Below are 24,377 nucleotides of genomic sequence, written 5' to 3'. Positions count from 1 at the left end.
ACGGGCACTTGCCCGGGACGCGGAGGCGGATGACGAGGAGGTAATGCCACGGCTGTGTGCGACTCACCGCACGCCGGACATGTGCCCCGCGTCCTGATCTGCTGCGCCACTCCGCCACGAAACGGTCCGCCGACAGCCGTTCGCTCCGGGGCCGGACCCCGCGCCACGCCGGACCACGCCCGCATGTCGGCCGGACCCGGGCCGGCTCAGGAAGAGGTCGCCGGCAGCACCGGCACGAAGCGGCCCCAGCGGTGGATCTCGCACCCGTTGGTGCGGCTGAAGTCGGCGTCGATGGGGCGTCCCGCCCAGGTGCCGGTGACATGCGCGGTGGCCGGGCCGCCGTACATCATCGTGCACTGCGCGTTCCTCGGAACGGCGGCGAACGGGTCCTCGCCCCACCGCGACATCCCGTCCAGCTTGTCGCAGGCGTCCTTGGCGGACCGGTGCGTGCCCCCGTCGGGGTGGCAGTACAGCTCGAAGGTGCCGTCGGTCAGTGGTGAACCGGAGTGGCGGACGGTGACCGTCAGGTGGTCGGCGGACCGGGGGCCGAAGGGCAGGGGCGGCAGACCTTCCGGGGCGCGGTGCTGGGCCAGCGGGATCGGGGCGGCCGCGGCGGCCGGCGCCGGGGCGAGGGCGGCGACGGCGGAGACGACGGACACGGCGGCGGTGGCGGCCGCGGCGAAGAGGGAGGTCCGGCGGTGCGGCATCACAAGCTCCAGGGGCGAGTGCGGGGCGGGCACGCGGTGCGTACGCGCGGGGGGCGTACGGCTGCGTGGCCGCACGGCCCCGCTTCTCCTAACGCGCCGCCGACGCCGACGTTGCGCCGCGGGAACGTCTTTGCCGGTCGGGTCGCCCGCCTAGTACGGTAGGGGGCGATTGGTGACGGCCCGCAGGGCTGTGCCATCATCTGGACACGCCACAGCGCACTTGCGCGTGTGGGGTGTGTGGAGGCGTCGCCTAGTCCGGTCTATGGCGCCGCACTGCTAATGCGGTTTGGGGCTTACCCCCCATCGAGGGTTCAAATCCCTCCGCCTCCGCTTCTCTTCGTTCAGGCCCCGGTCGTCCGCGACCGGGGCCTGAACGCTTCTCGCGCCCGTTCGCGCGTCCTGTTCGCGAGCTCCGGTCGACACCTGATGCCCTCCGGCTACTTCCTTCGGGTTCCTCGGGCGCCCGTACGTGGACGCCCCCGCCGGCCCGCGCGAACGAGGCGAGGCCGCCCGCACCGGTCCACCCCGGGGCGCGAGCGCGCTGCGGTGAGGAGGGCGGACATCTCCATGTGGGCCGGCACCCCTCCGAAGAGGACGACACCCACCCGAACTTCGTCCGGATCACCGCGGAGCCCGTCCGGCGCCAACCGCCCTCAGAACCCCCTGCGAACGCATTTGCGCAGGTCAGAGGGGGTTGGGGGAATGGATTTCACCTCACGGCGCCGGTCATGTAATGTTGTTCCCGCAACGCCGACCGGCAAGAAAAACCGCCGGGAAAGCCAAGCGCTCGTAGCTTAACGGATAGAGCATCTGACTACGGATCAGAAGGTTGCAGGTTCGAATCCTGCCGAGCGCACAGCAGAGAAAGGCCCTCCGGGATTCCCGGAGGGCCTTTTGCGTGGGTGCGTGACATCAGCGCGGACGCCGGGGCCGCTCCGTGTGGTGAGGCCCGTGAACGGGTGGAAGTGGTCTGGGTCACATGCGGGGTGAGGGTGGCCGTCGGGGTGGGGTCGTGAACTTCGGTGGGCGTTTATGCAGTTGACGGTCCAGGGGGTGCGGGGTTCGCTGTGGCTGTGTCGAAACTTCGTATCGAAGCGGTGGATGGCGAGGCCGCGCTCCAGGACTGGCAGTACGTCCACAACCTGATCATTCCCAGTGCCGTGCTGTCCCTCGACGAGGTGCGCGAGCGGGCCGGGCGGTATCAGCTGGACGTGGCGTACCTCGATGACGTGGTGGTGGGCTGCACGACGGTGCGTCCGCCCACGAGTGACGAGCCGGCGGCCACGGTGATCGCTCGGGTGCTGCCCGAGCACCGTGGGCGGGGGTTCGGGGGAGCGCTGTACTCGCGGGGGCTGGCGCAGGCGCGCGGACTCGGCGTCGGGGTGATCGAGACGGTGGTGTGGGCCGCCAACACGGAGGGGCTGCGGTTCGCGCGGAAGCAGGGGTTCGTCGAAGTCGACCGGTATGTGCTGCCGGGGGACGAGGTGCCCTGGTTCACGTTGCGGCTGGCGTGAGTTCTGCCGCCTCCGAAGTCTGTACACGCCCCGCCCGGGCGAACCGGGCGGGGCGTGTCGTGTGTCAGGTGGTCGTGGAGTGGTCGGTGGGCCACGGGGTGACGACCACCTGGTGGATGTCCTCGTAGACGATGCGGCCGGGGCGTGTGGAGTGGATGCGGCGGCAGGGGATGTCGTGGGCGGCGAGGATCGTGAGGTAGCCGTCGACGCGGCCGATCAGTTCGAGGGAGGTCGACTTGAACCAGGCCACGGCGCCCGGGTTGACGGCTTCGTCGTAGACGGTGGGGTCGACGGTCGAGGGGTCGGGGTAGTTCGCGTCGTACCAGTCGTTGTGGGTGCGTCGGAAGCGCTCCTGGTCGGGCGTGAGCCTGCCGTTCTTGGCGAGGGTGTTGACCAGGGCGAAGACGCCGGGGAAGTGACCGCGGGGGTGGCGCGTGGTGCCTTGGAAGCGGACGAAGTGGGGGGCCGGCAGCGGCTCGGGGCCGGGGGTGGAGTGCAGGCCGGGGGGTGAGTGGGGGTGCTCGCCGGGTCCGGTCCGGGCGGGGTCCGGGATGGGGTGGGGCATGCGGGCTCCTGGGCGGTGCGGACGGGGGCGTGAAGAAAGGATTAGGCGTTGGCCGGTGGGTCGCGTAGTGTCTGACCTACCGACGCGGGGTGGAGCAGCTCGGTAGCTCGCTGGGCTCATAACCCAGAGGTCGCAGGTTCAAATCCTGTCCCCGCTACTGACGCCGTAGGCCCGGTGGATTCTTCCACCGGGCCTACGGCTTTTTGCTGTTCGGGGAGGGCTGATCCGGACGGCTGTTCTCGTCGGTCAGCTCGGTTCGGCGTGTGCCGGGGTGGGTGGGGCCGTGTAGTGGGCGGCCGGGCCCTGGTGGGCGGTGGCCAGGTGCGGTTGGAGGAGCAGCTCGTCGTCGTAGTCGCCGGTGTTCTGGTGGCGAAAGGGGAGCGGCTCGGTGGTGGGGAGGGTGCGCAGGCGCTCCCGTAGGCGGGTGGCGGCCCTCTCGTAGTCCTCGCCCGTGGCGCGGTCCGCGCCCGGGATGAGCAGCGGGGGGACGACGGACATACCGGTGTACCAGAGCGTGCCGTGCTGGAGGGGGAACAGGAGGTCGTTGAGGTCGCCGTTGACGCCGCGGGGGCCGAGGGTGGTGGCGCGGGCCCCGGCGGTGACCACGACCATGGCGCGCTTTCCGGCCAGCTTGCCGTCGCCGTAGCGCCGAGGGCGGCCGGTTACGGGGTCGGTGAGGCCGAAGGCGAAGCCCTTGACGAAGACCCGGTCGAACCAGCCCTTGAGGAGGGCGGGCATGCCGTACCACCAGAGCGGGAACTGGACGACGAGCGTGTCGGCCCAGGCGAGTTTCTCCTGCTCGGCGCGGATGTCGGGGCTCAACCTGCCTTCTGTGTAGGCGCGTTCGGATGCATCGCCGATACGGAGGCGGTCGTCCGGGTCGTGGGCGTAGTCGTCGGCGTCGACGATCGGGTTCCACTTCATGGCGTAGAGGTCGGAGACCTCGTGCCGGTGGCCGTGAGCGTCGAGGGTGCGCAGCCCCTCGGTCTTGAGGGCGCCGCTCAGCGAGCGGTGATCGGGGTGGGCGAACAGCCAGAGGACCTTCATGCCGTCCACTGTCCGGCGGGGCGGCGGCACGAACGAGTGGCCCGATGGTCATAGTGTGCAAGGATCGGGCCATGGGAGTCATGGAGAGTGGTCGGAGCGGACGGGCGCCTTCCGGGGATGGATCGCGGGCGTTTTCCCGGGACGGCCGGCACCGGGTCGCGGTGCTGGTGCGGGACGGGATGCTGCCGATCGAGGTGGGGATCGTGCACCGCATCTTCGGGGAGGCCAGGTCGGCGGCCGGGGAGCGGCTCTACGAGCTGGTGACCTGCGCGCCGGAGCCGGGCGAGGTGCGTACGGACACCGACTTCACGGTGAATGTCGCGCACGGACCGCAGGTGCTCGCGGAGGCGGACACCGTCGTCGTACCGGCCTCGGGAGTGGACTACGCCCCGGGGACGGAGCGGAGTGCCGGCCGGCTGAGCCCGGCGATGGCCGATGCGCTGGGGCGCATCCGGCCGGGGACGCGGATCGCATCGATCTGCACGGGGGCGTTCGTGCTGGCGGCTGCCGGGCTGCTGGACGGGCGGCGGGCGACCACCCACTGGCGGTCGGTGGCCGACTTCCGCCGGCTGTTCCCGTCGGTCGAGCTGGACGCGGACGTGCTGTACACGGACGAGGGCGATGTGCTGACGGCGGCGGGTGTCGCCTCGGGGCTGGATCTGTGCCTGCACATGATCCGCCGTGATCACGGGGCGGCCGTGGCCAACGACGTGGCCCGCCGCACGGTGGTGCCGCCGCACCGGGAGGGCGGCCAGGCGCAGTTCATCCGGCGGCCGGTTCCCGAGCCCCAGCTGTCCTCCACGGGGGCGGCGCGGGCCTGGGCCCTGGAGCATCTGGACCGGCCGCTGAGCCTGCGGGAGCTGGCGGCGCGGGAGGCGATGAGCGTACGCACCTTCACCAGGCGGTTCCGGGAGGAGGTCGGGATCTCCCCGTTGCAGTGGCTGACGCAACAACGCATCGAGCGGGCACGGCAGTTGCTGGAGGAGACCGACCTGACCGTGGACCGGATCGCGGCGGAGGCCGGCTTCGGCACGGCGGCTTCGCTGCGCCAGCATCTGCAGTCGGCGCTCGGGGTCTCCCCTCGGGCGTACCGCAGCACGTTCCGGGGTCCGGAGCTGCGGTTGGTGCGGTAGGGGGCGTTTCTGACGGGAGCGCCGCGGGTCGGGCTCCGGGCCGGAGTGGGCGGGGCGCCGGGGCGACTCGGGCCGGGCGGGGGCGCCATTCAGGGGCTCGGCCGACCGGTTGCCGCCGTAGGCTGGCGGCGTGTGGCGATGTACGGGACCGCGCTGGTCCGGCGGTGGAGCGGGGGCGGCGGGGCGGTACGAGCAGCGCCTCGGCTGGTACAGCGCCGAGCGCGGCGAGGAGCGCGTCAGCATGCTCCCTGCCGGTAAGGCACTGGCGTTCGCGGCGCGTGGAGAGCGGCGGTGCCTGGGCGTGTGGCGGGCCGGCCGGTGGATCGTCTGCCCGTATGCGGCGGTGCTCGACGGGGCGAGCGCGAAGGACCAGTGCGCGCGATGCGCGCAGCTCGACCGGTCGCGTTCGGTGGCCGCGGACACCATGGCCGACGACAGGCGCCCGTACGGCGTCTATCTGGCGTACTTCGGTCCCGGGCTGCTCAAGGTGGGGATCACGGCCGCCGAGCGGGGGCCGGCGCGTCTGGTGGAGCAGGGCGCGGTGGCGTACGCATGGCTGGGGCGCGGGCCCCTGATGGCGGCGCGGCGCGCGGAGGCGCTGCTGGGCAGCGCGCTGGGCATCCCGGACCGGTTCGGGAAGGCGGCGAAGCGGGCGGCGCGCGGGGCGCTGCCGCCACCGGCCGAACGAGCGGCTGAGCTGGCACAACTCCACGCCGACGCGACGGCGTTGACGGGATGGCCGGAGACGCTGGAGCCGGTGGCGTTCGCCTGTGATGATCACGGCGAGCTGTTCGGGCTGGACCGGATTCCCCCGGAGGCGCCGGAGCTGGCGGGCCTGGCGCCGGGCGCGGAAATCGTGGGCGAGGTGCTGGCCGGCGTGGGAGCCGATGTGTATCTGCGGCTGGCGGGGGACGGTGAGGCGTCGGGGGCCGCGGAGGGTGGCGCCGGTGTGGTGGCTGTGCTGGATGCCCGGATGCTGTCCGGGTGGGTGCTGGGCCCGGCCGCGGGGCGGGTGACGACGGTGCCCGTACGCGCCGCCGCGTACGGCTCGGCGGCGCGGCGCGGTTCGGGGCGGCGCGAGGAAGAGTGGGACGGCGGCCAGGAGGGGCTGTTCTGAGGAGAGGGAGGGGGCTTGAGGGGGAGTACGGGGGATGGGCGGGTGCCGGGGTGCGGGCTTGTATGGGGGGCGTTTTACCTCGGGGCTTTCTCTGATAGGTGTGGGCGGCACGGATCGCCTCCGGCGAGAGCGGAGGAGGCGTCGGGTGGTGGACGCCGGACAAGCCGGGGCCACGGGTCGGTGCCGGGCAGTCGCACTGCCCGGTGGTTGCGAACTGCGGGAGGGGCCGGGCATGGCGGACGGCGATGAGCGGGTCGACGCGTTCTGGCGGGAGCTGGGGCTGCCGGGGCTGATCGATGTGCACACGCACTTCATGCCCGAGCGGGTGATGGCGAAGGTCTGGGCGTACTTCGACGCCGCCGGACCGCTGGTCGGCCGGGAGTGGCCGATCCGCTACCGGTTCGAGGAGGACGAACGGCTGGCGGTGCTGCGCGGGTTCGGCGTACGCGCCTTCACGTCGATGATCTATCCGCACAAGCCCGGCATGGCGCGCTGGCTGAACAGCTGGGCGGCGGACTTCGCGGCCCGGACGCCGGACTGTCTGCGGACGGCGACGTTCTACCCCGAGGACGGCGCCGCCGAGTACGTCCGGGCGGAACTCGCCGACGGAGCGCGGGTGTTCAAGGCCCATGTGCAGGTCGGTGGATATGACCCCGGCGATGCGCTGCTCGACCCGGTGTGGGGCGCCCTGGCGGAGGCCGGGACCCCGGTCGTCATCCACTGCGGGTCGGGCCCGGCGCCGGGCAAGTACACCGGCCCCGAGCCGATCGGCCGGCTGCTGGCCCGCCACCCCCGGCTGCGGCTGGTCATCGCGCACCTGGGCATGCCCGAGTACACCGACTTCCTGGACCTGGCGCAGCGCTATCCGGGTGTGCACCTCGACACGACGATGGCGTTCACCGACTTCGCCGAGCGGATCGCGCCGTTCCCACGCACCGAACGCCCCCGGCTCGCGGATCTCGGCGACCGGGTGCTGTTCGGCAGCGACTTCCCCAACATCCCCTACGGGTACGCCCATGCTCTGGAGGCGCTGCTCCGGCTGGAGTTGGGCGACGACTGGCTTCGGGGGGTTTGTTACGGGAACGGGGCGCGGTTGTTCGGGCTGTGAGGGGTTGTGAGGGGCGCTGGGGATACGACGCGCTGGGGATACGACGCGCTGGGGCTACGAGGGCGTTGGCGGCCGGGCTGGGCGGGTGAGGCTCGCGGTCAGCCGGTCAGCCGGTCAGCCGGTCAGCCGGTCAGCCGGTCAGCCGGTCAGCCGGTCTGCTGGGGCCCCGGGGCGTCCGGATCACGGGGGCCGGGGTGACCCGAGGGGCGGACGGTCAGGGTGTGGTGGCCGCGGTGGCGGCGGCTGTCAGGTGGGAGATTGCCGTGCGGAGGTCGGCGAGGGTCGCCTCGTCCTTGACGCGGTCCGTCGCGGTGTCGATCAGCGGCCCGACGGCCGGGATCTCGCGGCAGGCCGCGGTGACGACCGTGCCGGTCATCATCCGCAAGGTCTCACGGAGTTGGGCATTGGCATGGTCACCGCCGGTCGGGAACGGCGAAGCGGTGATCACGGCGATCGGCTTGTGGACGCATTCGCCGCTGCTGACCAGCCAGTCGAGGGCGTTCTTCAGGACTCCGGGGACGCCGTGCGCGTATTCCGGGCTGACGATGAGGACGGCGTCCGCGGCGCCTACGGCGGCCCTGAGCGCGACCACGGGAGCGGGCGGCACGGCATCCTCGCCGTCCAGATCAGGGTTGAAGTGCGGGAGCGCGCCGATGTCCGCCGTGGTGGTGGCGCCGTCGAAGAAGTCGAGGGCGGAGCGCAGGACCGCGCTGTTGGAGGAGCGGGCGCGAAGGCTGCCGGAGAGTGCGAGGAGCTTCATGCCGCGACGGTACGACGGTGACGGCAGCGGCGTGGCGAGAAGGCTGAGAGCGACGGCAAATGCTGCTCAGGGGCGCGTAGTTGCTGGTCAGAGCGATTGTCAGTGGTGGGTGTCATGCTGAGGTTGTGCTGATCGGGCTGGACCGCGCGGGGGGCGGCCCAGACCGGTTGCACGGGGGACCCGCCCGACTGCGCGCGGGCTCGGGCCGGTTGCGCAGCCGGCCCGAGCTGGTGGGGCGGGGCCGGCGGGGTGGGGCTGCTGGAGGGAGGGGCTGCTGGGGGGGACTGCCGGGACGGGGCGCCCGGGGGGGACGGGGATACGGGGACATGGGGATAGGGGGACAGCGGGATAGGGGGCTGAGGTCACCGGCGGGACGGGGGCGGGGCCGGGTGGCTGCAGGCGCGCGCAGGTAGTGGGCGGTGCGGGCGCTGAGTGCGGGGTATGGGTGCGGGGTTGGGGCGCGGAGTCGGGTGGCTTGGGGGAGCGGGGTGGGTCGGGGAGGGGGAGGGGGAGCCCCCCCTCAGGCCCGCCCCGGCGGCTTTCTCAGGTAATTCACAGAAAGCCGCAAGGGTGCTCTCACGGGGGCTCGGCACGCTCAAGGGCATGACCGCCACTCCGTCGTCCCCTGTGTCGTCCGCCGCCCCGTCTTCCGCCGGGTCCGCGGCGTCCGCGGTGTCCACCGGGGCCGTGGCTCCCTCGCCGGTGGCATCCTCGCCGGTGGCTCCCGCCCCGCCCAGGGCCACGAGGGCCGCGGGTGGCCGCCGCCCGACCGGCACCCGGGCCACCGCCGAGAACGGTGCGCCGGCACGGGCGCCAGGGAAACAGCCGGTGCTGCTGCGGGCCGATGGCAGCCCGGTGCGGGTGCTGGTCGTGGACGATGAGTCCTCGCTCGCCGACCTGTTGTCGCTCGCGCTGCGCTACGAAGGCTGGGACATCCGGTCCGAGGGCGACGGAGCGGGCGCCCTGCGCGTGGCCCGCAGCTGGCGGCCCGATGCCGTGCTGCTCGATGTGATGCTGCCGGACATGGACGGGCTGACGGTCCTGGGACGGCTGCGCCGTGAGCTGCCCGACGTCCCGGTGCTCTTCCTGACCGCGAAGGACGCCGTGGAGGACCGTATCGCCGGGCTCACGGCGGGCGGCGACGACTACGTCACCAAGCCGTTCAGCCTGGAAGAGGTGGTGGCCCGGCTGCGTGGGCTGCTCCGCCGGGCGGGCGCGGCCGCCGCGCGCAGCGAGTCGCTGCTCACGGTGGGCGATCTGGTGCTCGACGAGGACAGTCACGAGGTGTGGCGGGACGGCCGGGAAATCCATCTCACGGCCACCGAATTCGAGCTGCTGCGGTATCTGATGCGCAATCCGCGCCGGGTGCTGAGCAAGACGCAGATACTCGACCGGGTGTGGAGCTACGACTTCGGCGGACAGGCCAATGTCGTGGAGCTGTACATCTCGTATCTGCGGCGGAAGATCGACGCGGGACGGGCCCCGATGATCCACACCCGGCGTGGCGCGGGCTATCTGATCAAGCCCGGCGGGTAACGAGCCGATGGTCCCCCCGGACACCACCACCCCTTCAGGCCGTTCCGCCCCATCCGGCCCGCCCTACCTGCGCGATTCCTCGGACCTGCGCGACCCGTCCGACTCGCTCAACCCGTCCGACCCGCGCGACCCGACCACGCCGTCCGACTCGCCGACCACGTCCGATCGTCCCCCGCCCCCCTCCTCGTCCTCCGCCCCACCGCCCAGCTGCCCGACCCGCCCGACGAGCCCCACCCGTCCGACGCGCCCCACTCGCCGCCGTTGGTCCCTGCGCACGCGGCTGGCCGTTTCGGCGGTCGCGCTGATCGCCGTCGTCGGGGCCGTCATCGGGACGGTCACCACCATCGCGCTGCACTCCTACCTCCAGGGGCAGTTGGACGAAAAGGTGCGGGACTCCGTCGTCCGCGCCCAGGGGCCCCGGCCGCACGACCCGCTGCATTCGGCCGGCCTCGATTTCGTCGCCATGGGCGGCCAGCCCTTCGGGACGGTCGGCGCGCGCGTAGGGCCCGGCGGCACGATCGAGGACGGCGCCAAGAGCAACCGCTCCGCCAGCCGCCTGCCCACGGAGCGCATGGAAGCGCTGACCGCCGGCCAGAGCGCGGCGCTCGACGCCGTGCCGCGGGACGGCTCCCCGCACACCACCGAGCTGCCCGGGCTGGGTGACTACCGTGTGGAGTCCTCCAAAGACGCCACCCTTGTGGTCGGCATGCCGCTCGGCGACGTCCAGCAGACCGTCGGCAGGCTGGTCGCCGTCGAGGCGTTTGTGACGGTCGCGGGGCTGGTCGCGGCCGGGATCGCGGGCGCCGCCATGGTCGGCATCGCCCTGCGGCCGCTGCGCCGGGTCGCCGCCACCGCCACCCGTGTATCCGAACTCCCCCTGCATCATGGCGAGGTGGCGCTTCATGTCCGGGTGCCGGCGTCCGAGGCGGACGCACGGACGGAGGTCGGGCAGGTCGGCGCCGCGCTCAACCGGATGCTGGGGCACGTCGGTTCGGCTCTTTCCGCGCGTCAGGAGAGCGAGACGCGGGTGCGGCGCTTCGTCGCCGATGCCAGCCATGAGCTGCGGACGCCGCTCGCGTCGATCCGGGGTTACGCCGAGCTGACCCGGCGCGGGCGGGAGCAGCCCGGCCCCGAGACCCGGCACGCCCTGGGCCGTATCGAGTCGGAGGCGGAGCGGATGACGGGGCTGGTGGAGGACCTGCTGCTGCTGGCCCGGCTCGACTCCGGGCGCCCGCTCTCGTACGAGAGCACTGATCTCTCGGCGCTGGTCGTGGACGCCGTGAGCGACGCGCGGGCGGCCGGACCCGGTCACGGGTGGCGGCTGGAGCTGCCGGAGGAGCCGGTGCTGGTGCACGGCGACGGTGGCCGGCTCCAGCAGATCCTGGTGAACCTGCTGGCCAACGCCCGTACACACACGCCGGAGGGGACAACCGTCACCGCGCGGCTGTGTGCAGCGGGCGATGGACCCACCGCCCGCCTGGAGGTGGCGGACGACGGGCCCGGCATTCCGCCCGCCCTCCTGCCGCACGTCTTCGAGCGGTTCGCGCGCGGTGACGCCTCCCGCTCGCGGGCCGCGGGGAGCACCGGGCTGGGCCTTGCCATCGTGCAGGCGGTGGTCGCCGCGCACGGCGGCACGGTCACCGTCGACAGCGTGCCCGGCCGGACGGTCTTCGCGGTCACCCTTCCGGCGGCCCGTCCCGCCGTGCGCCCGGCCGTCGCGGCCGCTGCGCACAACTCACAGCGCGGCCACAGGCTCAGCACACCGACGTGACAGCGGGGTTGGCGAGTGTCGTCGCATGACGACGACACAGCCGGCCCGCACCCCACTGGGCTCCCTGCCGCCACGCGAGCATCTGCGCCTCGGTCAGATCGAGACGGTTCTCGATGTCGTGATCCCCGTCTACAACGAGGAGACCGACCTCGAACCCTGCGTGCGACGGCTTCACGAACACCTCACCCGCACCTTTCCGTACGGCTTCCGGATCACCATCGCCGACAACGCGAGCACCGACCGAACCCCCGAGGTCGCCGCCCTGCTCGACGACGCGATCGACGAGGTCACGGCCGTGCGGCTGGAGCAGAAGGGGCGCGGCCGCGCTCTGCGCACCGTGTGGACGCTCTCCGATGCGCCGGTGCTGGCCTATATGGACGTCGATCTGTCGACCGACCTCAATGCCCTGCTGCCGCTGGTCGCGCCGCTGATCTCCGGGCACTCCGATCTGGCGATCGGCTCGCGGCTGGCGCGCAGCTCGCGGGTGGTGCGCGGCCCCAAGCGGGAGTTCATCTCGCGGACGTACAACCTCATCCTGCGCGGTTCGCTCGCCGCCCGGTTCTCCGACGCGCAGTGCGGCTTCAAGGCGGTGCGCGGCGATGTCGCCGAGCGGCTGCTGCCGATGGTGGAGGACACCGGCTGGTTCTTCGACACCGAGATGCTGGTGCTGGCGGAGCGGGCCGGGCTGCGGATCCACGAGGTGCCCGTCGACTGGGTCGACGACCCCAACAGCACCGTGCACCTCGTACGGACCGCGACAGATGACCTCAAGGGTGTGTGGCGGGTGGGGCGGGCGCTGGCGACCGGCGGGCTGCCGCTGGACCGACTCGTCCGGCCCTTCGGTGACGATCCGCGCGACCGCGAGGTGCCCGGTGTGCCGGGCGGGCTGGCCCGTCAGCTCGTCGGGTTCTGTGTGGTCGGTGCGCTCAGCACCCTGGTCTACCTCGGCCTGTACTCCCTCTTCCGCCGCGGCGTGGGGCCGCAGAGCGCCAACGCGGCCGCGCTGCTGGTGTCGGCGATCGGCAACACGGCCGCCAACCGCCGGCTGACCTTCGGTGTGCGGGGCCGGGACCGTGTGGTCCGCCACCAGGCCCAGGGGCTGGTGGTCTTCGCCATCGGACTCGCCCTGACCAGCGGTTCTCTCGCCGCGCTCGACGCCGCCACCGGTCATCCCTCGCACGGCACCGAACTCGCCGTGCTGGTGGCCGCCAACCTCGCGGCGACGGTGCTGCGGTTCCTGCTCTTTCGCGCCTGGGTCTTTCCCGACCCCGAGCGCCGTGACGAGCTGACCGCGTCTGACGCCGAGCCCGGCCTGAACGCCCCCCACCCGCCGTACGCGCAGTCCGACCCGAACGACCTCACCAGGAGCACCCGATGACCCCGCCCCAGGCCGGCACGCCGGCTCAGCCGTCCTTCCCACCGCGACACCCGGTGAGAACGCTGGCGCCCGTCGCCGGTGACGGTGGCGCCGCGCCGGAAGCCGCCGCTCCGGGCGTCCCGCCGGAGCCCTCCGTCCCGCCCGTCCGCCGCTACGAGCCCCGCCCGGGGCTGCGAGGGCTGCCCGAGCGGATCGTGCGCGGCCGGCCGGAGGACCCGCGCTGGGCGCGTCCCGGCCTGCTGGCGCTGCTGGTGGTCACGGCCGCGCTCTACCTGTGGGACCTCGCGGCGTCCGGATACGCCAACCAGTTCTACTCCGCCGCCGTACAGGCCGGCAGCGAGAGCTGGAAGGCGTTCTTCTTCGGGTCCTCCGACGCGGCCGACGCCATCACCGTGGACAAGCCGCCTGCCGCGTTGTGGCCGATGGCTCTGTCCGTGCGGCTCTTCGGGCTGAGCTCGTGGGCGGTTCTCGTGCCCGAGGCCCTGATGGGGGTCGCGACGGTCGGGGTGCTCCACTCGGCCGTGCGGCGCAGGTTCGGCGCCGGGGCGGGGCTGCTGGCGGGCGCGGCGCTGGCGTTGACGCCGGTCGCGGCCCTGATGTTCCGGTTCAACAATCCCGACGCGCTGCTGTGCCTGCTGATGGTCGGCGCGATCGCCGCCGTGCTGCGTGCCCTGGAGGACGGGCGGACGAAGTGGCTGTTGATCGCCGGACTCTGCTTCGGCCTCGGCTTTCTGACCAAGACGCTCCAGGCGTGGCTGATCCTGCCGCCGCTGGCGCTGGTCTACCTGTGCTGTGCGCCGGTCGCGCTGCGCCGCAGGTTCGGGCAGGTGCTGCTGGCCGGTCTCGCGGTCGTGGTGTCCGGTGGCTGGTGGGTGGCGATCGTCGAGCTGTGGCCGGCGTCCTCGCGCCCGTACATCGGCGGTTCGCAGAACAACAGCTTCCTTGAACTGACCTTCGGCTACAACGGCTTCGGCCGGATCACCGGCAACGAGACCGGCAGTGTCGGCGGCGGAGGCGGCGGCCGGGGCGGCGGTGGCGGTGGCTGGGGCGAGACCGGTGTCACCCGGTTGTTCTCCTCCGACATGGGCGGCCAGATTTCGTGGCTGCTGCCTGCCGCGCTGATCCTGCTGGTCGCCGGTGTGTGGGTGCTGCGACGGGCCCGGCGGGCCGTGGACGCCGAACGGGCCGGTCAGCGGGCGGAGTTCCTCGTCTGGGGCGGCGCGCTGCTGATGACCTTCGTGACCTTCAGCTTCATGTCCGGGATCTTCCACCAGTACTACAACATCGCGCTGGCGCCCTATATCGCGGCGTTGGTCGGCATGGGGGCGACGCTGCTGTGGCGGAGCGGGGGACGGCTCGCCTCGTTCGTCCTCGCGCTGACGGTCGCGGCGACGGCCGGCTGGTCGTACGTCCTGTTGAACCGCTCGCCGGACTGGCTGCCCTGGCTGCGCTGGACGGTCCTGGCGCTCGGCGCGCTGGCGGTGCTGGGTCTTCTGCTGTTCGGGGCGCGGGCGGGTCGCCGGGTCGCGCTGCTGGCGGCCGGGCTCGGAGTGGCGACCGCGCTGGCCGGCCCGGTGGCGTACACGCTGACCACCGTCGACACCCCGAAGAGCGGTTCGATCATCACGGCCGGGCCTTCGGTGCAGGGCGGCCGCGGCGGCCCGGGCGGCGGTGGCTTCCCCGGGGGCGGCCGGCCCGGGGGCGGCGCGATGCCGGGCGGGCCGGGTGGCGGCCAGGCCCCGGGCGGCCAGGGCCAGGCCGTACCCGGGCAGGGCCAGAAGCAGGGCCGGGCTCCGGGCGGGGCGCAGGGGCAGTTCCCCGCGCCGGGCGCCGGTCAGGGGCAGGGCAGGGCCGGCCAGCAGGGCTTCCCCGGTCGGATGGCCGGTGCCGCGGAGCGCGGCGGCAGGATGGGGGGCGGCGGCATGGGCGGTCTGCTCAACGGCAGCAAGGTCGGCGACAAGGCGAAGGCGCTGCTGGAGCGGGACGCCGACGATTACACCTGGGCCGCCGCCGCCATCGGCTCCCAGAACGCCGCCGGCTACCAACTCGCCACGGAGAAGCCGGTGATGGCGGTCGGTGGCTTCAACGGCAGCGACCCGTCGCCGACCCTGGATCAGTTCAAGCAGTACGTGGCGGACGGGAAGATCCACTACTTCATCGCCGGTCAGCAGGGCGGTCCCGGCGGTGGCCAGGGCAGCTCTTCGAAGATCACGTCGTGGATCGAGAAGACCTTCGAGAAGGTCACCGTCGGCAGCGCGACCTTCTACGACCTGACGCGCAAGGTCTGATGGCGACGGAGCCGGTCCGCCCGCGCGACCCGGCTCCGCGAAGGCCGATCCACGAAGGTCGGTCCGGGGGGGGGGGGGGGGGGGGCGGGGGGGGGGGGGGCCGCCCGCCCCCCCCCCCCCCCCCCCCCCCCCCCCCGACCGCCAAGCAAATGTACGGCGTATAACAGTCCCTGTACGGTGTAAGCCTCGCCGCTCGCACCGTACAGGGAGCCCGTATGACCCCCGTGGCCGCCGACGCCACCGCGACCCTCGGCCCGCCCGGCCGGCCCGCCACCCGCTGGCTGATCCTGGCGGTCATCTGCGTCGCCCAGCTCACCGTCGTCCTCGACAACACCGTGCTGAACGTCGCCGTGCCCTCCCTCACGGAGGAGATGGGGGCGACGACCGCCGACGTCCAATGGATGATCAACGCCTACTCCCTGGTGCAGTCGGGCCTGCTGCTCACCGCGGGCAATGCCGCCGACCGCTACGGCCGCAGGAAGATGCTCGCCGTCGGCCTGGTGCTGTTCGGCATCGCCTCGCTCGGGGCCACGCTCGCCCAGTCGCCCGGCCAGCTGATCGCCGCCCGCGCAGGCATGGGCGTCGGCGGCGCGCTCCTGGTGACCACCACCCTCGCCGTCGTCATGCAGATATTCGACGACGCGGAGCGGCCCAAGGCCATCGGCATCTGGAGCTCCGTCAACTCCCTGGGCTTCGCCGCGGGCCCGCTGATCGGCGGCGCCCTGCTCGACCACTTCTGGTGGGGCTCGCTGTTCCTGATCAACCTGCCCGTCGCGGTGATCGCCCTGGTCGCGGTGGTCACGCTCGTCCCCGAGTCCAAGAACCCCCTCGGCGAGCGCCCGGACCCGCTCGGCGCGCTGCTGTCCATGATCGGCATGGTCGGGGTGGTCTTCGCGATCATCTCCGGTCCGGTCTCCGGCTGGCTCTCGGAGCGGGTGCTGATCTCCGCCGCCATCGGCCTCGTCGGCCTGGCCGTCTTCGCGCTTTGGGAGCTGCGCATCCCGCACCCGATGCTGGACATGCACTTCTTCCGCAATCGCCGCTTCATCGGCGCCGTCTCCGGCGGCATCCTCGTCGCCTTCGGGATGGGCGGCTCGATGTTCCTGCTGACCCAGCATCTGCAACTCGTCCTCGGCTACGGCCCGTTGGACGCGGGACTGCGGATGGCGCCGCTCGCCGTCACCGTCATCCTGGTCAACTTCACCGGCCTCGGCGCCCGCCTGACGCCCCGGCTCGGCACCCCCGGGATGATCGTCTCCGGCATGACGCTGCTCGCCGCCGGTCTCGCCGCCGTCTCCACCCTCGGCGGCGCGAGCTACACAGGCATGCTGACCGGGCTGATCGTGATGGGCGTCGGCGTCGCCTTCGCCATGCCGACGATGGCGAACGCCATCATGTCCGCGATCCCGCCCGCCAAGGCCGGCGTGGGCGCGGGAGTGAACGGCACGCTGATGGAATTCGGCCAAGGTCTGGGCGTGGCCGTCCTCGGCGCGGTCCTCAACTCCCGCTTCGTGGCACTGCTCCCGGCGGTCGCCGCGGGCGCCGGTTCGCTGCCCGCCGCACTCGCCGAAGTCCGCAGCGACGCCGACCGCGCCGCCGTTCACGACGCCTTCGCGGCGGGCATCGGCACCAGTCAGCTGGTCGGTGCCGCCGCGGTGTTCGCCGGTGGGCTGCTCGCCGCGGTGATGCTGCGCCGGGCGGAACGCACCGGCCAGGGGGACCGGACGGCAGCCGGATCCGAACCCGTCGTCGCGGCGGCGGAATAGCATCGGCGGTGAGTGATCCGTACGACCCGGTACGGCGCGAACCGCGAGGCAGCGAAATGGAAGGGGCGCCATGGCAGCGACGGACGGCGGCGCCGGGAAGCGGCCGCACAGCGTCTGGCTGACCGAGCGCCCCCCGCTCACCCGGAAGGCGGGCCAGCCGGCCGGCCTGGACCTCGACAAGATCGTCGCGGCCACGGTCCGGCTGCTGGACTCCGAGGGCCTGGCGAAGTTCTCGATGCGCCGGCTCGCCGCCGAACTCGGCGTCACGGCCATGTCGGTCTACTGGTACGTCGACACCAAGGACGACCTGCTGGAGCTGGCCATGGACGCGGTGGCCGGCGAGATGACCCTGCCGGACGAGTCGCAGGCCGACGCCGACTGGCGTGACCAGCTGCGCGTCCTCGCCACCGGCTACCGCGACATGCTGCTGCGCCACCCCTGGGCGGCGCGGCTGCTGGGGGAGTTCCTCAACGTCGGCCCGCGCTCGACGGCCTTCTCCAACGCCACCCTGAGGGTGATGGCCCGCAGCGGTCTGAGCGTGGAGCGGACGTCCGGCGCGCTGGCGTCCGTCTTCCACTTCGTCTACGGCTTCTCGACGATCCGGGCGCTGCACGAGGCGCGCTGCCGGGCCGCCGGGGTCGCGCTGGACGACTACTTCGAGCTGGTCGTCGCCGCGATCTCGGACCGCCCGGAGTTCGCCGAGACGATGGAGCTGTCCACCAGGGCCGCGTACGCCGGCGAGGGCCGCAGCGCCCTCGACATGCTGGACCGGGACTTCGCGTTCGCCCTCGATCTGCAGATCGCGGGGATCGAGGCGATGCGGGACCGGCCCGGGGACTGAGCCGACGGAAAAGGAGCGGTGGGGGGGGGCGCCCGGCGCCCCCCCCCCCCCCCCCCCCCCGGCCCCCCGGGGGGGGGGGGGCGGGCGGCCGCGCGGGGGGGGCCGGGGGGGGACGCCGGCGCGGGGCGGGGGCCCCGCCCCCCCCCGCCCCCGCCCGCCCGCCCCCCCCCCCCCCCCCCCCCCCCCCCCCCCCCCCGCCCGGCCGGCCGCTCATGGTGGCCGGGCCCGGGGACCGCTCCATGATCCCCGGGGGTCTCAGCCGGTCGGCAGGCTCTCGCCCTGCACCGCCTGGATGTCCAGCTCCACCTTCAAGGTGGTGCCGATCGCGGCGATACCGGCCGCCACGACCTGGTTGTAGTTCATCTTGAAGTCCTCGCGGCGCAGCTCCGCGGTGGCACGGAACGCCGCACGCACGCCGCCCCACGGGTCGGGTCCGGTGCCGAGGTAGCTCAGGCCGAGGTCGACGGGCCGTACGACGCCGTGCAGGGACAGCTCGCCGTGCACCGTCCAGCGGTCAGGACCGGCCGGCGCAAGACCGTTGCTGCGGTAGCTGATCTGCGGGTACTGCTCCACGTTCAGGAAGTCCTCGGAGCGCAGGTGCCCGTCGCGCATCCCGTTGCCGGTGTCGACGGTCGCGGCGTCGATGACCGCCTCGACGCCTGACTTCTCCAGGTCCTCGGCGATCTCGATCCGGCCGCTGAACGCGGTGAACCGGCCGTGCACGCTGGAGATGCCCAGGTGCTGGGCGACCGCGGCCACCGTCGAGTGCATCGGGTCGATCGTCCACGTCCCGGGCGGCGGCAGTTCCGCGCCGCCCTGCCGCGCCAGCACCACCGTGCCGACGTCCATCCGGCCGCTCGCCGTCACGATCGCGGTGGAGGCGGCCGGGGCGTAGCCGACGGCCGTCGCGATGACCGTGTACGGGCCCGCGGGCAGCGGCTGTTCACTGCGGACGGCGCCCTCCTCGTCCGCTGCCTCGCGCAGCACCTGTGTGCCCGTCATATCGGTGACGGTCAGTACGGCGTGCTGAACCGCCCAGCCGTCCCGTGTGCGGACCTGCGCCCGTAGTCCCGCAGCTCCCGCGCCCGTCGAAGTCATTACCTCTCCCGTTGTTGCCTGATGGGGCCCCGTGCTCGCGAGACGTGTCGGGAGCCTGGGGAATGTCGGGCTCCGGACGGCGGCGTGCAGGCCGTCCCCTGCCTGTGCGCACAGCCGCCGCCGGAGCCCTGGGGTCCGGGCACGGGGCGCGTCTCCGCTCAACGCGCGCCCCGGCCCGGGGTATCGCATCCCGGGTGGTGCACCCGGGGCCGGGTCAGTCCCCGGGGTGGGCGAGCTCGACGTCGTAGCCGTCGACCCCGCGTGCGTCGACCGCAAGGCCGCTGGCGACCGGCGGGTAGCCGCTCGCGATGACCGTGTAGTCGCCGGCGTCGAGGTCGGTGAAGGCGTACGCGCCGTCCTCGCCGGTGGTCGAGGTGGCCACGACGTTGCCCGCCGCGTCCACCAGCGTCACCCGGGCGTCGGGCAGCGGGCGGCGGGCGCCGCTCGGGCTGCCCGCCCGCACGATGCCCTGCACCCGCGCGCCGGACAGCAGCTCGACCTCGATACGGGTCGTGCCCTGGCCGCCGACCTCGACCGGCAATGCGGTCGGCCGGTAGTTCGCGGCGTTCACCGCGACGGTGAAGGTCCCGGTGGTCAGCTCGTCGAAGGTGAAGTGGCCCTGCTCGCCGGTCTTTCCGGTGGCGATGACCTCGCCGCGGACGTCGGTGACGACGACCATCGCGCCGTCCACCGGCTCACCGGTGACCGCGCTGCGGACCTGGCCGCCGAGGCCGCTGGTCCCGCTGAGCAGGATGTCGTAGCCGTACGGCTCGTCGCCGACGACGACCGTGGACGCCTGCGGCTGGTGGCCGTCGGCCGCCGCGATCAGCACGTACGAGCCGGCGCCGGGGGCGTTCAGCACGTACGAGCCGTTGGCCTGTGCCACCGAGCGGCCCAGCTGACGCCCGCCGAGCGAGATCAGGGTGACCGCCGAGCGCGGCACGGGGTTGCCCTCCGCGTTGCGCACGAAGCCGTGGATCGCGGAGCCGGCCGGGGTGGTGTCACCGCCGGTGGACGCGAACGCCGCCAGGGGCTGGGTGGCCGCCGCGGTGGCGGGCTGTGCCCAGGACGGCGTGCGGCCGTCGCTGTCGGAGGGCTCGGAGCCGACCGACGGGGCACCGACCAGGGCGGGCTCCCGCTCCTCGGCCTGAGCCGAGGCGGCCGAGGCCGGCGCCGCGGCCGGGGTGCCCGCGCTCTCCTCGTCGGACGTGCTCTGGGCCAGTCCGCCGCGGGTCTTCAACGCGACCTCCTTGATGAACAGGGTGAAGAGGAAGGCGAGCAGCGCGCAGGGCGCAGCGTAGAGGAAGACGTCGGCGACGCCGTGCCCGTAGGCGCTCTCCATGACCGTGCGGATCGGGGCCGGGAGGGAGTCCAGGTCCGGGATGCCGCCGCCGCTGCCACCGGCCTTGGCGGCCGCCTGCGCGCCCTTGGGGCCGAGTTCGGTCAGGCCGTCCTTGACGTAGTGGGTGACGCGGTTGGCGAGCACCGCACCGAGCGCCGAGACGCCCACCGCACCACCGAGGGAGCGGAAGAAGGTGACGACGGACGAGGCGGAGCCGAGGTCCTCGGGCGCGACCTGGTTCTGCGTGCACAGGACCAGGTTCTGCATCATCATGCCGATGCCCAGACCCATCAGGGCCATGAAGATCGCGATGTGCCAGTACTCGGTGTCGTAGCGGATGGTGCCCAGCAGGCCGAGGCCCGCGGTCACCAGCACACCGCCGGCGACCAGCCACGCCTTCCACTTACCGGTCTTGGTGATGATCTGGCCGGAGACCGTCGAGGAGATGAACAGGCCACCGATCATCGGGATCGTCATGACACCGGACATCGTCGGCGACTTGTCGCGCGCCAGCTGGAAGTACTGGCTGAAGAAGACGGTGCCGGAGAACATCGCGATACCGACGAACAGCGAGGCCAGCGACGCCAGGGTGATCGTCTTGTTGCGGAACAGCCGCAACGGGATGATCGGCTCCTTGGCCTTGGACTCGACGAAGACGAAGATCGCGCCGAGCACGACAGCGCCGCCGACCATCGCGGCGGTCTGCCACGACATCCAGTCGTACTTGTCACCGGCCAGCGTCACCCACACCAGCAGCAGCGAGACCGCCGCGCTGATGAAGAAGGCGCCCGCCCAGTCGACCTTGACGCCCTCGCGCTTGACGACGGGCAGCTTCAGGGTCTTCTGCAGCACGATCAGCGCGATGATCGCGAACGGCACACCGACGTAGAAGCACCAGCGCCAGCCGAGCCAGTCGGTGTCGGTGATGACGCCGCCGAGCAGCGGACCGCCGACGGTGGCGACGGCGAAGGTGGCACCGAGGTAGCCGCTGTAGCGCCCGCGCTCACGCGGCGAGATCATCGCGGCCATCACGATCTGGGCCAGGGCGGACAGACCGCCCACGCCTATGCCCTGCACCACACGGCACGCGATCAGCATGCCGGTGTTCTGCGAGAGGCCGGCCACGACCGAGCCCGCGACGTAGATGACCAGGGACACCTGGACCAGCAGCTTCTTGCTGAACAGGTCCGAGAGCTTGCCCCACAGCGGGGTGGTCGCGGTCATCGCGAGCAGCGACGCCGTCACGACCCAGGTGTAGGCGCTCTGGCCGCCGTCGAGGTCGTGAATGATCTCGGGCAGCGCGTTGGAGACGATCGTCGACGAGAGGATGGCGACGAACATGCCGAGCAGCAGCCCGGACAGCGCCTCCATGATCTGACGGTGCGTCATGGGCGCCCCGTTGGAAGCGGAGCCGCCCCCATGCTTGGCGTGGCCGCCCCGCACACCGGCTGGTGTGGTCGTAGCCATGTAGTTCCTTTTCATCCTGCGGGTGTACGGGTGGTGGAGTCGTGGTGCGCCCGGGTGCGGCAGTCGCCGAAGCTCGTGCGGAGCCTGGCGAGCAGCTCGACGAGCTGTCCGACGTCGGCGTCGGACCAGTCGTCCAGATACCGGGCGAGCGATTGGGTGTAACGCTCGGAGAGCTCCGTCAGGAGTTCCTTGCCGCTCGGCGTCAGGCGCAGCAGCCGCGACCGCTTGTCCGCCGGATCCGGCTCGCGCGCGATCCAGCCGCGGTCGGCGACATGGGCGACGTGCCGGCTGGTCACCGACATGTCGATGGCCAGCAGCTCGGCGAGCTGGCTCATCCGCATCTCGCCGTGCCGGTCGAGAAGGGTGAGCACACCTGCCGAGGCGGGCGGGCAGTCCTGGGGAAGGATTCGGCCCATTTCACGCTTGACGGCGCCGATGGCACTGAGTTGCCTGGCCAGCTCTTCGTATTGACTTCGAGCGGCCATGGGCTCCTCCACGCATGTTTTGTTGCTTAGGGCAACCATAGGCTCAGTTGGTTGCTGAAGGCAAACTGTTTCCGGGCTCTAGGGGTAAAGGGAGCGAAAAGTCTGCACCCGGCATCGGTCAAAAGCCGCGTGGTGTCATGTAAAGGTGCAGGTCAGGGGCGTAGGGAGTCGGGTGTGGCGCGATCCGTGAGCGCGGCGTGTCGGCCACGTGCCCGAGCGGTGCACGGTGCGCGCCCCAGGGGTGCTCCCGAGGGCCTGGTTCGCTAGGGTCCTTCCCCATGGCGACCAACCCGCAGAACCAGCCCGACGGCAACTACGATCCGGCGGGCAGCACCCAGATGTTCCGCGCCTTCGTGGACGAGGGCGGGGCCCCGCAAGCGGGCAGCCGCGCCGCGGCCCCGCAGCAGGCGCAGGGCGGTCCGCGCGTGGGCCTCATCGTCGGCGTGATCGTCGCGATCCTGGTCGTGGCCGGAGCCGCCTGGCTGGCGCTGTCGTAACGCCACGGCGGGCCCGCGAACGGCCCGCCGCCGCACATGCCACCCCGTACGGACAGGGCCCGGTGACACCCCTCACCGGGCCCTGATTGCTCCCCGCGGACGCCCCTGCGCGCACCGCGAGCCGCCGCGCGTCAGTCGTTCCGCACCTCAGCCGATCCGCACCTCAGCCGATCCGCATCCCGCGGCTCTCGGCCACCCGCAACGCGTCCCGCAGCGCCTCGCGCAATCGGTGGACGCAGAAGCGCAGTTCGTCGACGGTGGCACCCCGGCCCGCGGCGACCAGATCGGCGGCATGCCCGAGCAGCTCCGCCCCCGTGTCGAGCTGTACTTCCTCCAGGTGGTCCGCCAGCTGCGACACATAGCCGTCGCCCTCGCCGCCGACCACGTAGCACCGCTGTCCGTCCGGCCCCGCCCACGGCAGCAGGCGCATCCCCTCGCTCATGAGGCCACCGCCATCTCGCGCAGGAAGGCCCGCTCGCGCCTGGCCTCCGCGTATTCGAAGGCCAGGAGGTAGGGACGCACGAGGGGAGTGGCGTCGCCGTCGAGGGGGGATTCGGGGCGGATGCGTCCGGCCGGTCGCGCAAGCCGGGCCGGCCGAGAGGCCCGAGATGGGTGGGCGGCGGCCGAGCTTGTGGACCTTCCCCTTAATCGGGCGATGAGGCTACGCATAAGGTTCTGCATGTCGACGCTCCTTGGGCGGCGTTGGCCATGCCCCGGGACCGTTCCAGCGGTCGCCGGGGTCTTCGCGGATCCCACCCTAGTGCACTCTGGTACCCCTTGGTACCTCTCGCCTACCATGCGATGCCGTGCCTACCTTGGTCAGGTGATCGAATTTGCCCCTGACCGGCCGCGATGGCGCCAGGTCGCCGACGTGATCCGTGAGCGCATCGCAGACGGCACCTACCCGCCCGGTACTCGCGTCCCGTCCGTGGTCGAAATGCTGGAGGAATTCGGCATCGCCACCACCACGGGCCAGAAGGTGCACCGTGGGCTGCGGGCGGAAGGGCTGATCTACACCGAACCCGGTATGGGCTCGTTCGTCTCGAAGAACCTTCCGGAGGGCTGGCATGAGTCCGGCGAGAAGCCGGGCGACGCCTAGAGCAAGCAGCCCGGCGGAAGGAGCTTGCCCCCCACTGGGGTCCTTCGTGGCGAAGCGTCGACCGCAGGGGCCGAACGGCACCGCCTGACGTCGTCGGTCGGCCGCGGCAGGACCGGGGTGCCGCGTCCCCGAACTGCCGCCGGTGCACAGGGTGAAGCGGTGACCGTGGGGTCGGGGGGCGTTGACCGGTTGGCGGAGGTGCCCGGACGGATGGCGCCGGACCACTCCACGATGGCGCCGCCGTCAGGCCACTTCAGCTCGAAGTGCTGCTTCTCGTCGGGCAGCGAGCAGCACCGCACGCTCGATCCGAGCCTGGCTGCCCCCAGTTGCTCTCGGCCGGGCTGGGCTCATAGCCAGCGCACGGCTGCCTCGACGCTGTCGCCGATGCTGGTGTTGAAGGCGATTGCGGCCCGTGGCGCGTGCTGCCGGACCAGGTTCACGACCTGCTCGAAGAACGTCAGCAGAGGTTCCGGCTTGCGGATCCCGCCCCCGATGACGACGACGTCCCAGTCTCGTTCGGACAACGCCGCGACCACCGTGGCCTCGGCCGATTCGTCCGGCGCGATCAGCGCCATGGAGGCTTCGACGCCATGTTCGCGAAAGCGGGCCATTTCCGTGTCCAGGACCGCGCGCATGGCGTCCCCGTCCATGCCGGGCACGGCGTGCGGGTCGAAACCGACAATGAGAGCAGAAGGCATGCCCTGCATGACGATCCGCTGCCCGTGCCGGTTCCGTTGCATGAAGCTGCCGTCCGGGTGCGACATCACCTGGGACTCCAGGCCCTACGGGGCGACGACTCATGCGTCGGGAACTCCGCTCGCCGCCTCGTAACGCCCGGTCAGGCGCGAACTGGACGAC

The 24,377-nt window shown here is 72.4% G+C and carries 21 protein-coding genes and 3 tRNA genes; 15 read left to right on the top strand and 9 right to left on the bottom strand.

The genetic code is table 11. The features are described 5' to 3' along the window. Positions 1 to 206: 206 nt before the first annotated feature. Entirely contained in the window at positions 207 to 707 is a 501-nt protein-coding gene (locus ACGFZW_RS11880) for an SSI family serine proteinase inhibitor (protein ID WP_393892934.1), read from the bottom strand. Positions 708 to 946: 239 nt separating this feature from the next. Here ACGFZW_RS11880 and ACGFZW_RS11875 point away from each other — a divergent pair. From ACGFZW_RS11875 to ACGFZW_RS11865, 3 genes are all read left to right on the top strand, one after another. Continuing rightward, positions 947 to 1,037, top strand: a tRNA-Ser gene (locus ACGFZW_RS11875). A 453-nt stretch (positions 1,038 to 1,490) separates the two neighbouring features. Then, positions 1,491 to 1,563: transfer RNA gene (locus ACGFZW_RS11870), tRNA-Arg, on the top strand. A 217-nt stretch (positions 1,564 to 1,780) separates the two neighbouring features. Then, on the top strand, positions 1,781 to 2,221 hold the full coding sequence (locus tag ACGFZW_RS11865; RefSeq protein ID WP_393892933.1) for a GNAT family N-acetyltransferase: 441 nt from the start codon (positions 1,781 to 1,783) through the stop codon (positions 2,219 to 2,221). 64 nt (positions 2,222 to 2,285) lie between these two features. On the opposite strand, the gene ACGFZW_RS11860 is transcribed toward ACGFZW_RS11865, so the two are convergent. After that, positions 2,286 to 2,786, bottom strand: coding sequence for a hypothetical protein (locus tag ACGFZW_RS11860; RefSeq protein ID WP_393892932.1), 501 nt, complete (start codon positions 2,784 to 2,786; stop codon positions 2,286 to 2,288). Between the two features lie 83 nt (positions 2,787 to 2,869). On the opposite strand from ACGFZW_RS11860, the gene ACGFZW_RS11855 reads away from it, so the two are divergent. Further along, a tRNA-Met gene (locus tag ACGFZW_RS11855) sits at positions 2,870 to 2,943 on the top strand. 89 nt (positions 2,944 to 3,032) lie between these two features. Here ACGFZW_RS11855 and ACGFZW_RS11850 read toward each other — a convergent pair. Next, the gene (locus ACGFZW_RS11850; RefSeq protein WP_393892931.1) at positions 3,033 to 3,833 is read right to left on the bottom strand and encodes an NAD(P)H-dependent oxidoreductase; all 801 of its coding nucleotides are present in this window, start codon (positions 3,831 to 3,833) and stop codon (positions 3,033 to 3,035) included. Between the two features lie 71 nt (positions 3,834 to 3,904). Between ACGFZW_RS11850 and ACGFZW_RS11845 the strand changes: the two genes are divergently transcribed. The 3 genes from ACGFZW_RS11845 to ACGFZW_RS11835 all read left to right on the top strand — a co-directional run bounded on the left by ACGFZW_RS11845 (position 3,905) and on the right by ACGFZW_RS11835 (position 7,191). Then, positions 3,905 to 4,966, top strand: coding sequence for a GlxA family transcriptional regulator (locus ACGFZW_RS11845; RefSeq protein ID WP_393892930.1), 1,062 nt, complete (start codon positions 3,905 to 3,907; stop codon positions 4,964 to 4,966). Between the two features lie 130 nt (positions 4,967 to 5,096). Beyond that, complete coding sequence (locus ACGFZW_RS11840) at positions 5,097 to 6,083, top strand: DUF2797 domain-containing protein (RefSeq protein WP_393892929.1); 987 nt, start codon at positions 5,097 to 5,099, stop codon at positions 6,081 to 6,083. A gap of 232 nt (positions 6,084 to 6,315) precedes the next feature. After that, positions 6,316 to 7,191, top strand: coding sequence for an amidohydrolase family protein (locus ACGFZW_RS11835; protein WP_393892928.1), 876 nt, complete (start codon positions 6,316 to 6,318; stop codon positions 7,189 to 7,191). A 214-nt stretch (positions 7,192 to 7,405) separates the two neighbouring features. Here ACGFZW_RS11835 and ACGFZW_RS11830 read toward each other — a convergent pair whose 3' ends face one another. Continuing rightward, positions 7,406 to 7,951, bottom strand: a complete 546-nt coding sequence (locus ACGFZW_RS11830) for an NADPH-dependent FMN reductase (RefSeq protein ID WP_393892927.1) — start codon at positions 7,949 to 7,951, stop codon at positions 7,406 to 7,408. 834 nt (positions 7,952 to 8,785) lie between these two features. Here ACGFZW_RS11830 and ACGFZW_RS11825 point away from each other — a divergent pair. The 6 genes from ACGFZW_RS11825 (at position 8,786) to ACGFZW_RS11800 (ending at position 17,531) form a co-directional block, all read left to right on the top strand. After that, a complete protein-coding gene (locus ACGFZW_RS11825) occupies positions 8,786 to 9,487 on the top strand; it encodes a response regulator transcription factor (protein ID WP_393893264.1) in 702 nt (233 codons plus the stop codon). Between the two features lie 7 nt (positions 9,488 to 9,494). Next, positions 9,495 to 11,258: a sensor histidine kinase gene (locus tag ACGFZW_RS11820; protein ID WP_393892926.1), complete on the top strand. Its 1,764-nt coding sequence runs from the start codon at positions 9,495 to 9,497 to the stop codon at positions 11,256 to 11,258. A gap of 25 nt (positions 11,259 to 11,283) precedes the next feature. Next, positions 11,284 to 12,636, top strand: coding sequence for a glycosyltransferase (locus ACGFZW_RS11815; protein ID WP_393892925.1), 1,353 nt, complete (start codon positions 11,284 to 11,286; stop codon positions 12,634 to 12,636). Further along, positions 12,633 to 14,924: an ArnT family glycosyltransferase gene (locus tag ACGFZW_RS11810; protein WP_393892924.1), complete on the top strand. Its 2,292-nt coding sequence runs from the start codon at positions 12,633 to 12,635 to the stop codon at positions 14,922 to 14,924. Before ACGFZW_RS11815 ends, ACGFZW_RS11810 begins: the two co-directional genes overlap by 4 nt. A 215-nt stretch (positions 14,925 to 15,139) precedes the next feature. Next, on the top strand, positions 15,140 to 16,690 hold the full coding sequence (locus ACGFZW_RS11805) for an MFS transporter (RefSeq protein ID WP_393892923.1): 1,551 nt from the start codon (positions 15,140 to 15,142) through the stop codon (positions 16,688 to 16,690). A gap of 70 nt (positions 16,691 to 16,760) precedes the next feature. Beyond that, entirely contained in the window at positions 16,761 to 17,531 is a 771-nt protein-coding gene (locus tag ACGFZW_RS11800) for a TetR/AcrR family transcriptional regulator (RefSeq protein WP_393892922.1), read from the top strand. Between the two features lie 255 nt (positions 17,532 to 17,786). On the opposite strand, the gene ACGFZW_RS11795 is transcribed toward ACGFZW_RS11800, so the two are convergent. From ACGFZW_RS11795 to ACGFZW_RS11785, 3 genes are all read right to left on the bottom strand, one after another. Beyond that, the gene (locus ACGFZW_RS11795; RefSeq protein WP_393892921.1) at positions 17,787 to 18,629 is read right to left on the bottom strand and encodes a YceI family protein; all 843 of its coding nucleotides are present in this window, start codon (positions 18,627 to 18,629) and stop codon (positions 17,787 to 17,789) included. Between the two features lie 214 nt (positions 18,630 to 18,843). Continuing rightward, positions 18,844 to 21,438, bottom strand: coding sequence for an MFS transporter (locus tag ACGFZW_RS11790; protein ID WP_393892920.1), 2,595 nt, complete (start codon positions 21,436 to 21,438; stop codon positions 18,844 to 18,846). An 11-nt stretch (positions 21,439 to 21,449) separates the two neighbouring features. Further along, entirely contained in the window at positions 21,450 to 21,923 is a 474-nt protein-coding gene (locus tag ACGFZW_RS11785; protein ID WP_393892919.1) for a MarR family winged helix-turn-helix transcriptional regulator, read from the bottom strand. A 278-nt stretch (positions 21,924 to 22,201) separates the two neighbouring features. Here ACGFZW_RS11785 and ACGFZW_RS11780 point away from each other — a divergent pair, with 278 nt between their 5' ends. Further along, positions 22,202 to 22,420: a hypothetical protein gene (locus ACGFZW_RS11780; RefSeq protein ID WP_393892918.1), complete on the top strand. Its 219-nt coding sequence runs from the start codon at positions 22,202 to 22,204 to the stop codon at positions 22,418 to 22,420. 163 nt (positions 22,421 to 22,583) lie between these two features. Here ACGFZW_RS11780 and ACGFZW_RS11775 read toward each other — a convergent pair whose 3' ends face one another. Further along, complete coding sequence (locus ACGFZW_RS11775) at positions 22,584 to 22,862, bottom strand: hypothetical protein (protein WP_393892917.1); 279 nt, start codon at positions 22,860 to 22,862, stop codon at positions 22,584 to 22,586. Positions 22,863 to 23,243: 381 nt separating this feature from the next. Here ACGFZW_RS11775 and ACGFZW_RS11770 point away from each other — a divergent pair, with 381 nt between their 5' ends. Then, the gene (locus tag ACGFZW_RS11770; RefSeq protein ID WP_393892916.1) at positions 23,244 to 23,519 is read left to right on the top strand and encodes a GntR family transcriptional regulator; all 276 of its coding nucleotides are present in this window, start codon (positions 23,244 to 23,246) and stop codon (positions 23,517 to 23,519) included. Between the two features lie 347 nt (positions 23,520 to 23,866). On the opposite strand, the gene ACGFZW_RS11765 is transcribed toward ACGFZW_RS11770, so the two are convergent. After that, positions 23,867 to 24,217, bottom strand: a complete 351-nt coding sequence (locus tag ACGFZW_RS11765) for a hypothetical protein (RefSeq protein WP_393893263.1) — start codon at positions 24,215 to 24,217, stop codon at positions 23,867 to 23,869. Positions 24,218 to 24,377 lie beyond the last annotated feature (160 nt).

This window comes from Streptomyces sp. NPDC048248 (assembly GCF_043201875.1).
Classification (GTDB): domain Bacteria; phylum Actinomycetota; class Actinomycetes; order Streptomycetales; family Streptomycetaceae; genus Streptomyces.
The sequence above is the reverse complement of the archived record's forward strand: the minus strand, read 5'-3'. Positions and strand labels throughout refer to the sequence as shown.

Excerpts from the sequence above, each read along its gene's own strand:
- ACGFZW_RS11815 (WP_393892925.1), top strand. The coding sequence starts at position 11,284 with ATGACGACGACACAGCCGGCCCGCACCCCACTGGGCTCCCTGCCGCCA.
- ACGFZW_RS11805 (WP_393892923.1), top strand. The coding sequence starts at position 15,140 with ATGACCCCCGTGGCCGCCGACGCCACCGCGACCCTCGGCCCGCCCGGC.
- ACGFZW_RS11800 (WP_393892922.1), top strand. The coding sequence starts at position 16,761 with ATGGCAGCGACGGACGGCGGCGCCGGGAAGCGGCCGCACAGCGTCTGG.
- ACGFZW_RS11830 (WP_393892927.1), bottom strand. The coding sequence starts at position 7,951 with ATGAAGCTCCTCGCACTCTCCGGCAGCCTTCGCGCCCGCTCCTCCAAC.
- ACGFZW_RS11765 (WP_393893263.1), bottom strand. The coding sequence starts at position 24,217 with ATGCCTTCTGCTCTCATTGTCGGTTTCGACCCGCACGCCGTGCCCGGC.
- ACGFZW_RS11795 (WP_393892921.1), bottom strand. The coding sequence starts at position 18,629 with ATGACTTCGACGGGCGCGGGAGCTGCGGGACTACGGGCGCAGGTCCGC.
- ACGFZW_RS11880 (WP_393892934.1), bottom strand. The coding sequence starts at position 707 with ATGCCGCACCGCCGGACCTCCCTCTTCGCCGCGGCCGCCACCGCCGCC.
- ACGFZW_RS11790 (WP_393892920.1), bottom strand. The coding sequence starts at position 21,438 with ATGGCTACGACCACACCAGCCGGTGTGCGGGGCGGCCACGCCAAGCAT.
- ACGFZW_RS11850 (WP_393892931.1), bottom strand. The coding sequence starts at position 3,833 with ATGAAGGTCCTCTGGCTGTTCGCCCACCCCGATCACCGCTCGCTGAGC.
- ACGFZW_RS11780 (WP_393892918.1), top strand. The coding sequence starts at position 22,202 with ATGGCGACCAACCCGCAGAACCAGCCCGACGGCAACTACGATCCGGCG.
- ACGFZW_RS11775 (WP_393892917.1), bottom strand. The coding sequence starts at position 22,862 with ATGAGCGAGGGGATGCGCCTGCTGCCGTGGGCGGGGCCGGACGGACAG.
- ACGFZW_RS11835 (WP_393892928.1), top strand. The coding sequence starts at position 6,316 with ATGGCGGACGGCGATGAGCGGGTCGACGCGTTCTGGCGGGAGCTGGGG.
- ACGFZW_RS11785 (WP_393892919.1), bottom strand. The coding sequence starts at position 21,923 with ATGGCCGCTCGAAGTCAATACGAAGAGCTGGCCAGGCAACTCAGTGCC.
- ACGFZW_RS11820 (WP_393892926.1), top strand. The coding sequence starts at position 9,495 with ATGGTCCCCCCGGACACCACCACCCCTTCAGGCCGTTCCGCCCCATCC.
- ACGFZW_RS11810 (WP_393892924.1), top strand. The coding sequence starts at position 12,633 with ATGACCCCGCCCCAGGCCGGCACGCCGGCTCAGCCGTCCTTCCCACCG.
- ACGFZW_RS11860 (WP_393892932.1), bottom strand. The coding sequence starts at position 2,786 with ATGCCCCACCCCATCCCGGACCCCGCCCGGACCGGACCCGGCGAGCAC.
- ACGFZW_RS11845 (WP_393892930.1), top strand. The coding sequence starts at position 3,905 with ATGGGAGTCATGGAGAGTGGTCGGAGCGGACGGGCGCCTTCCGGGGAT.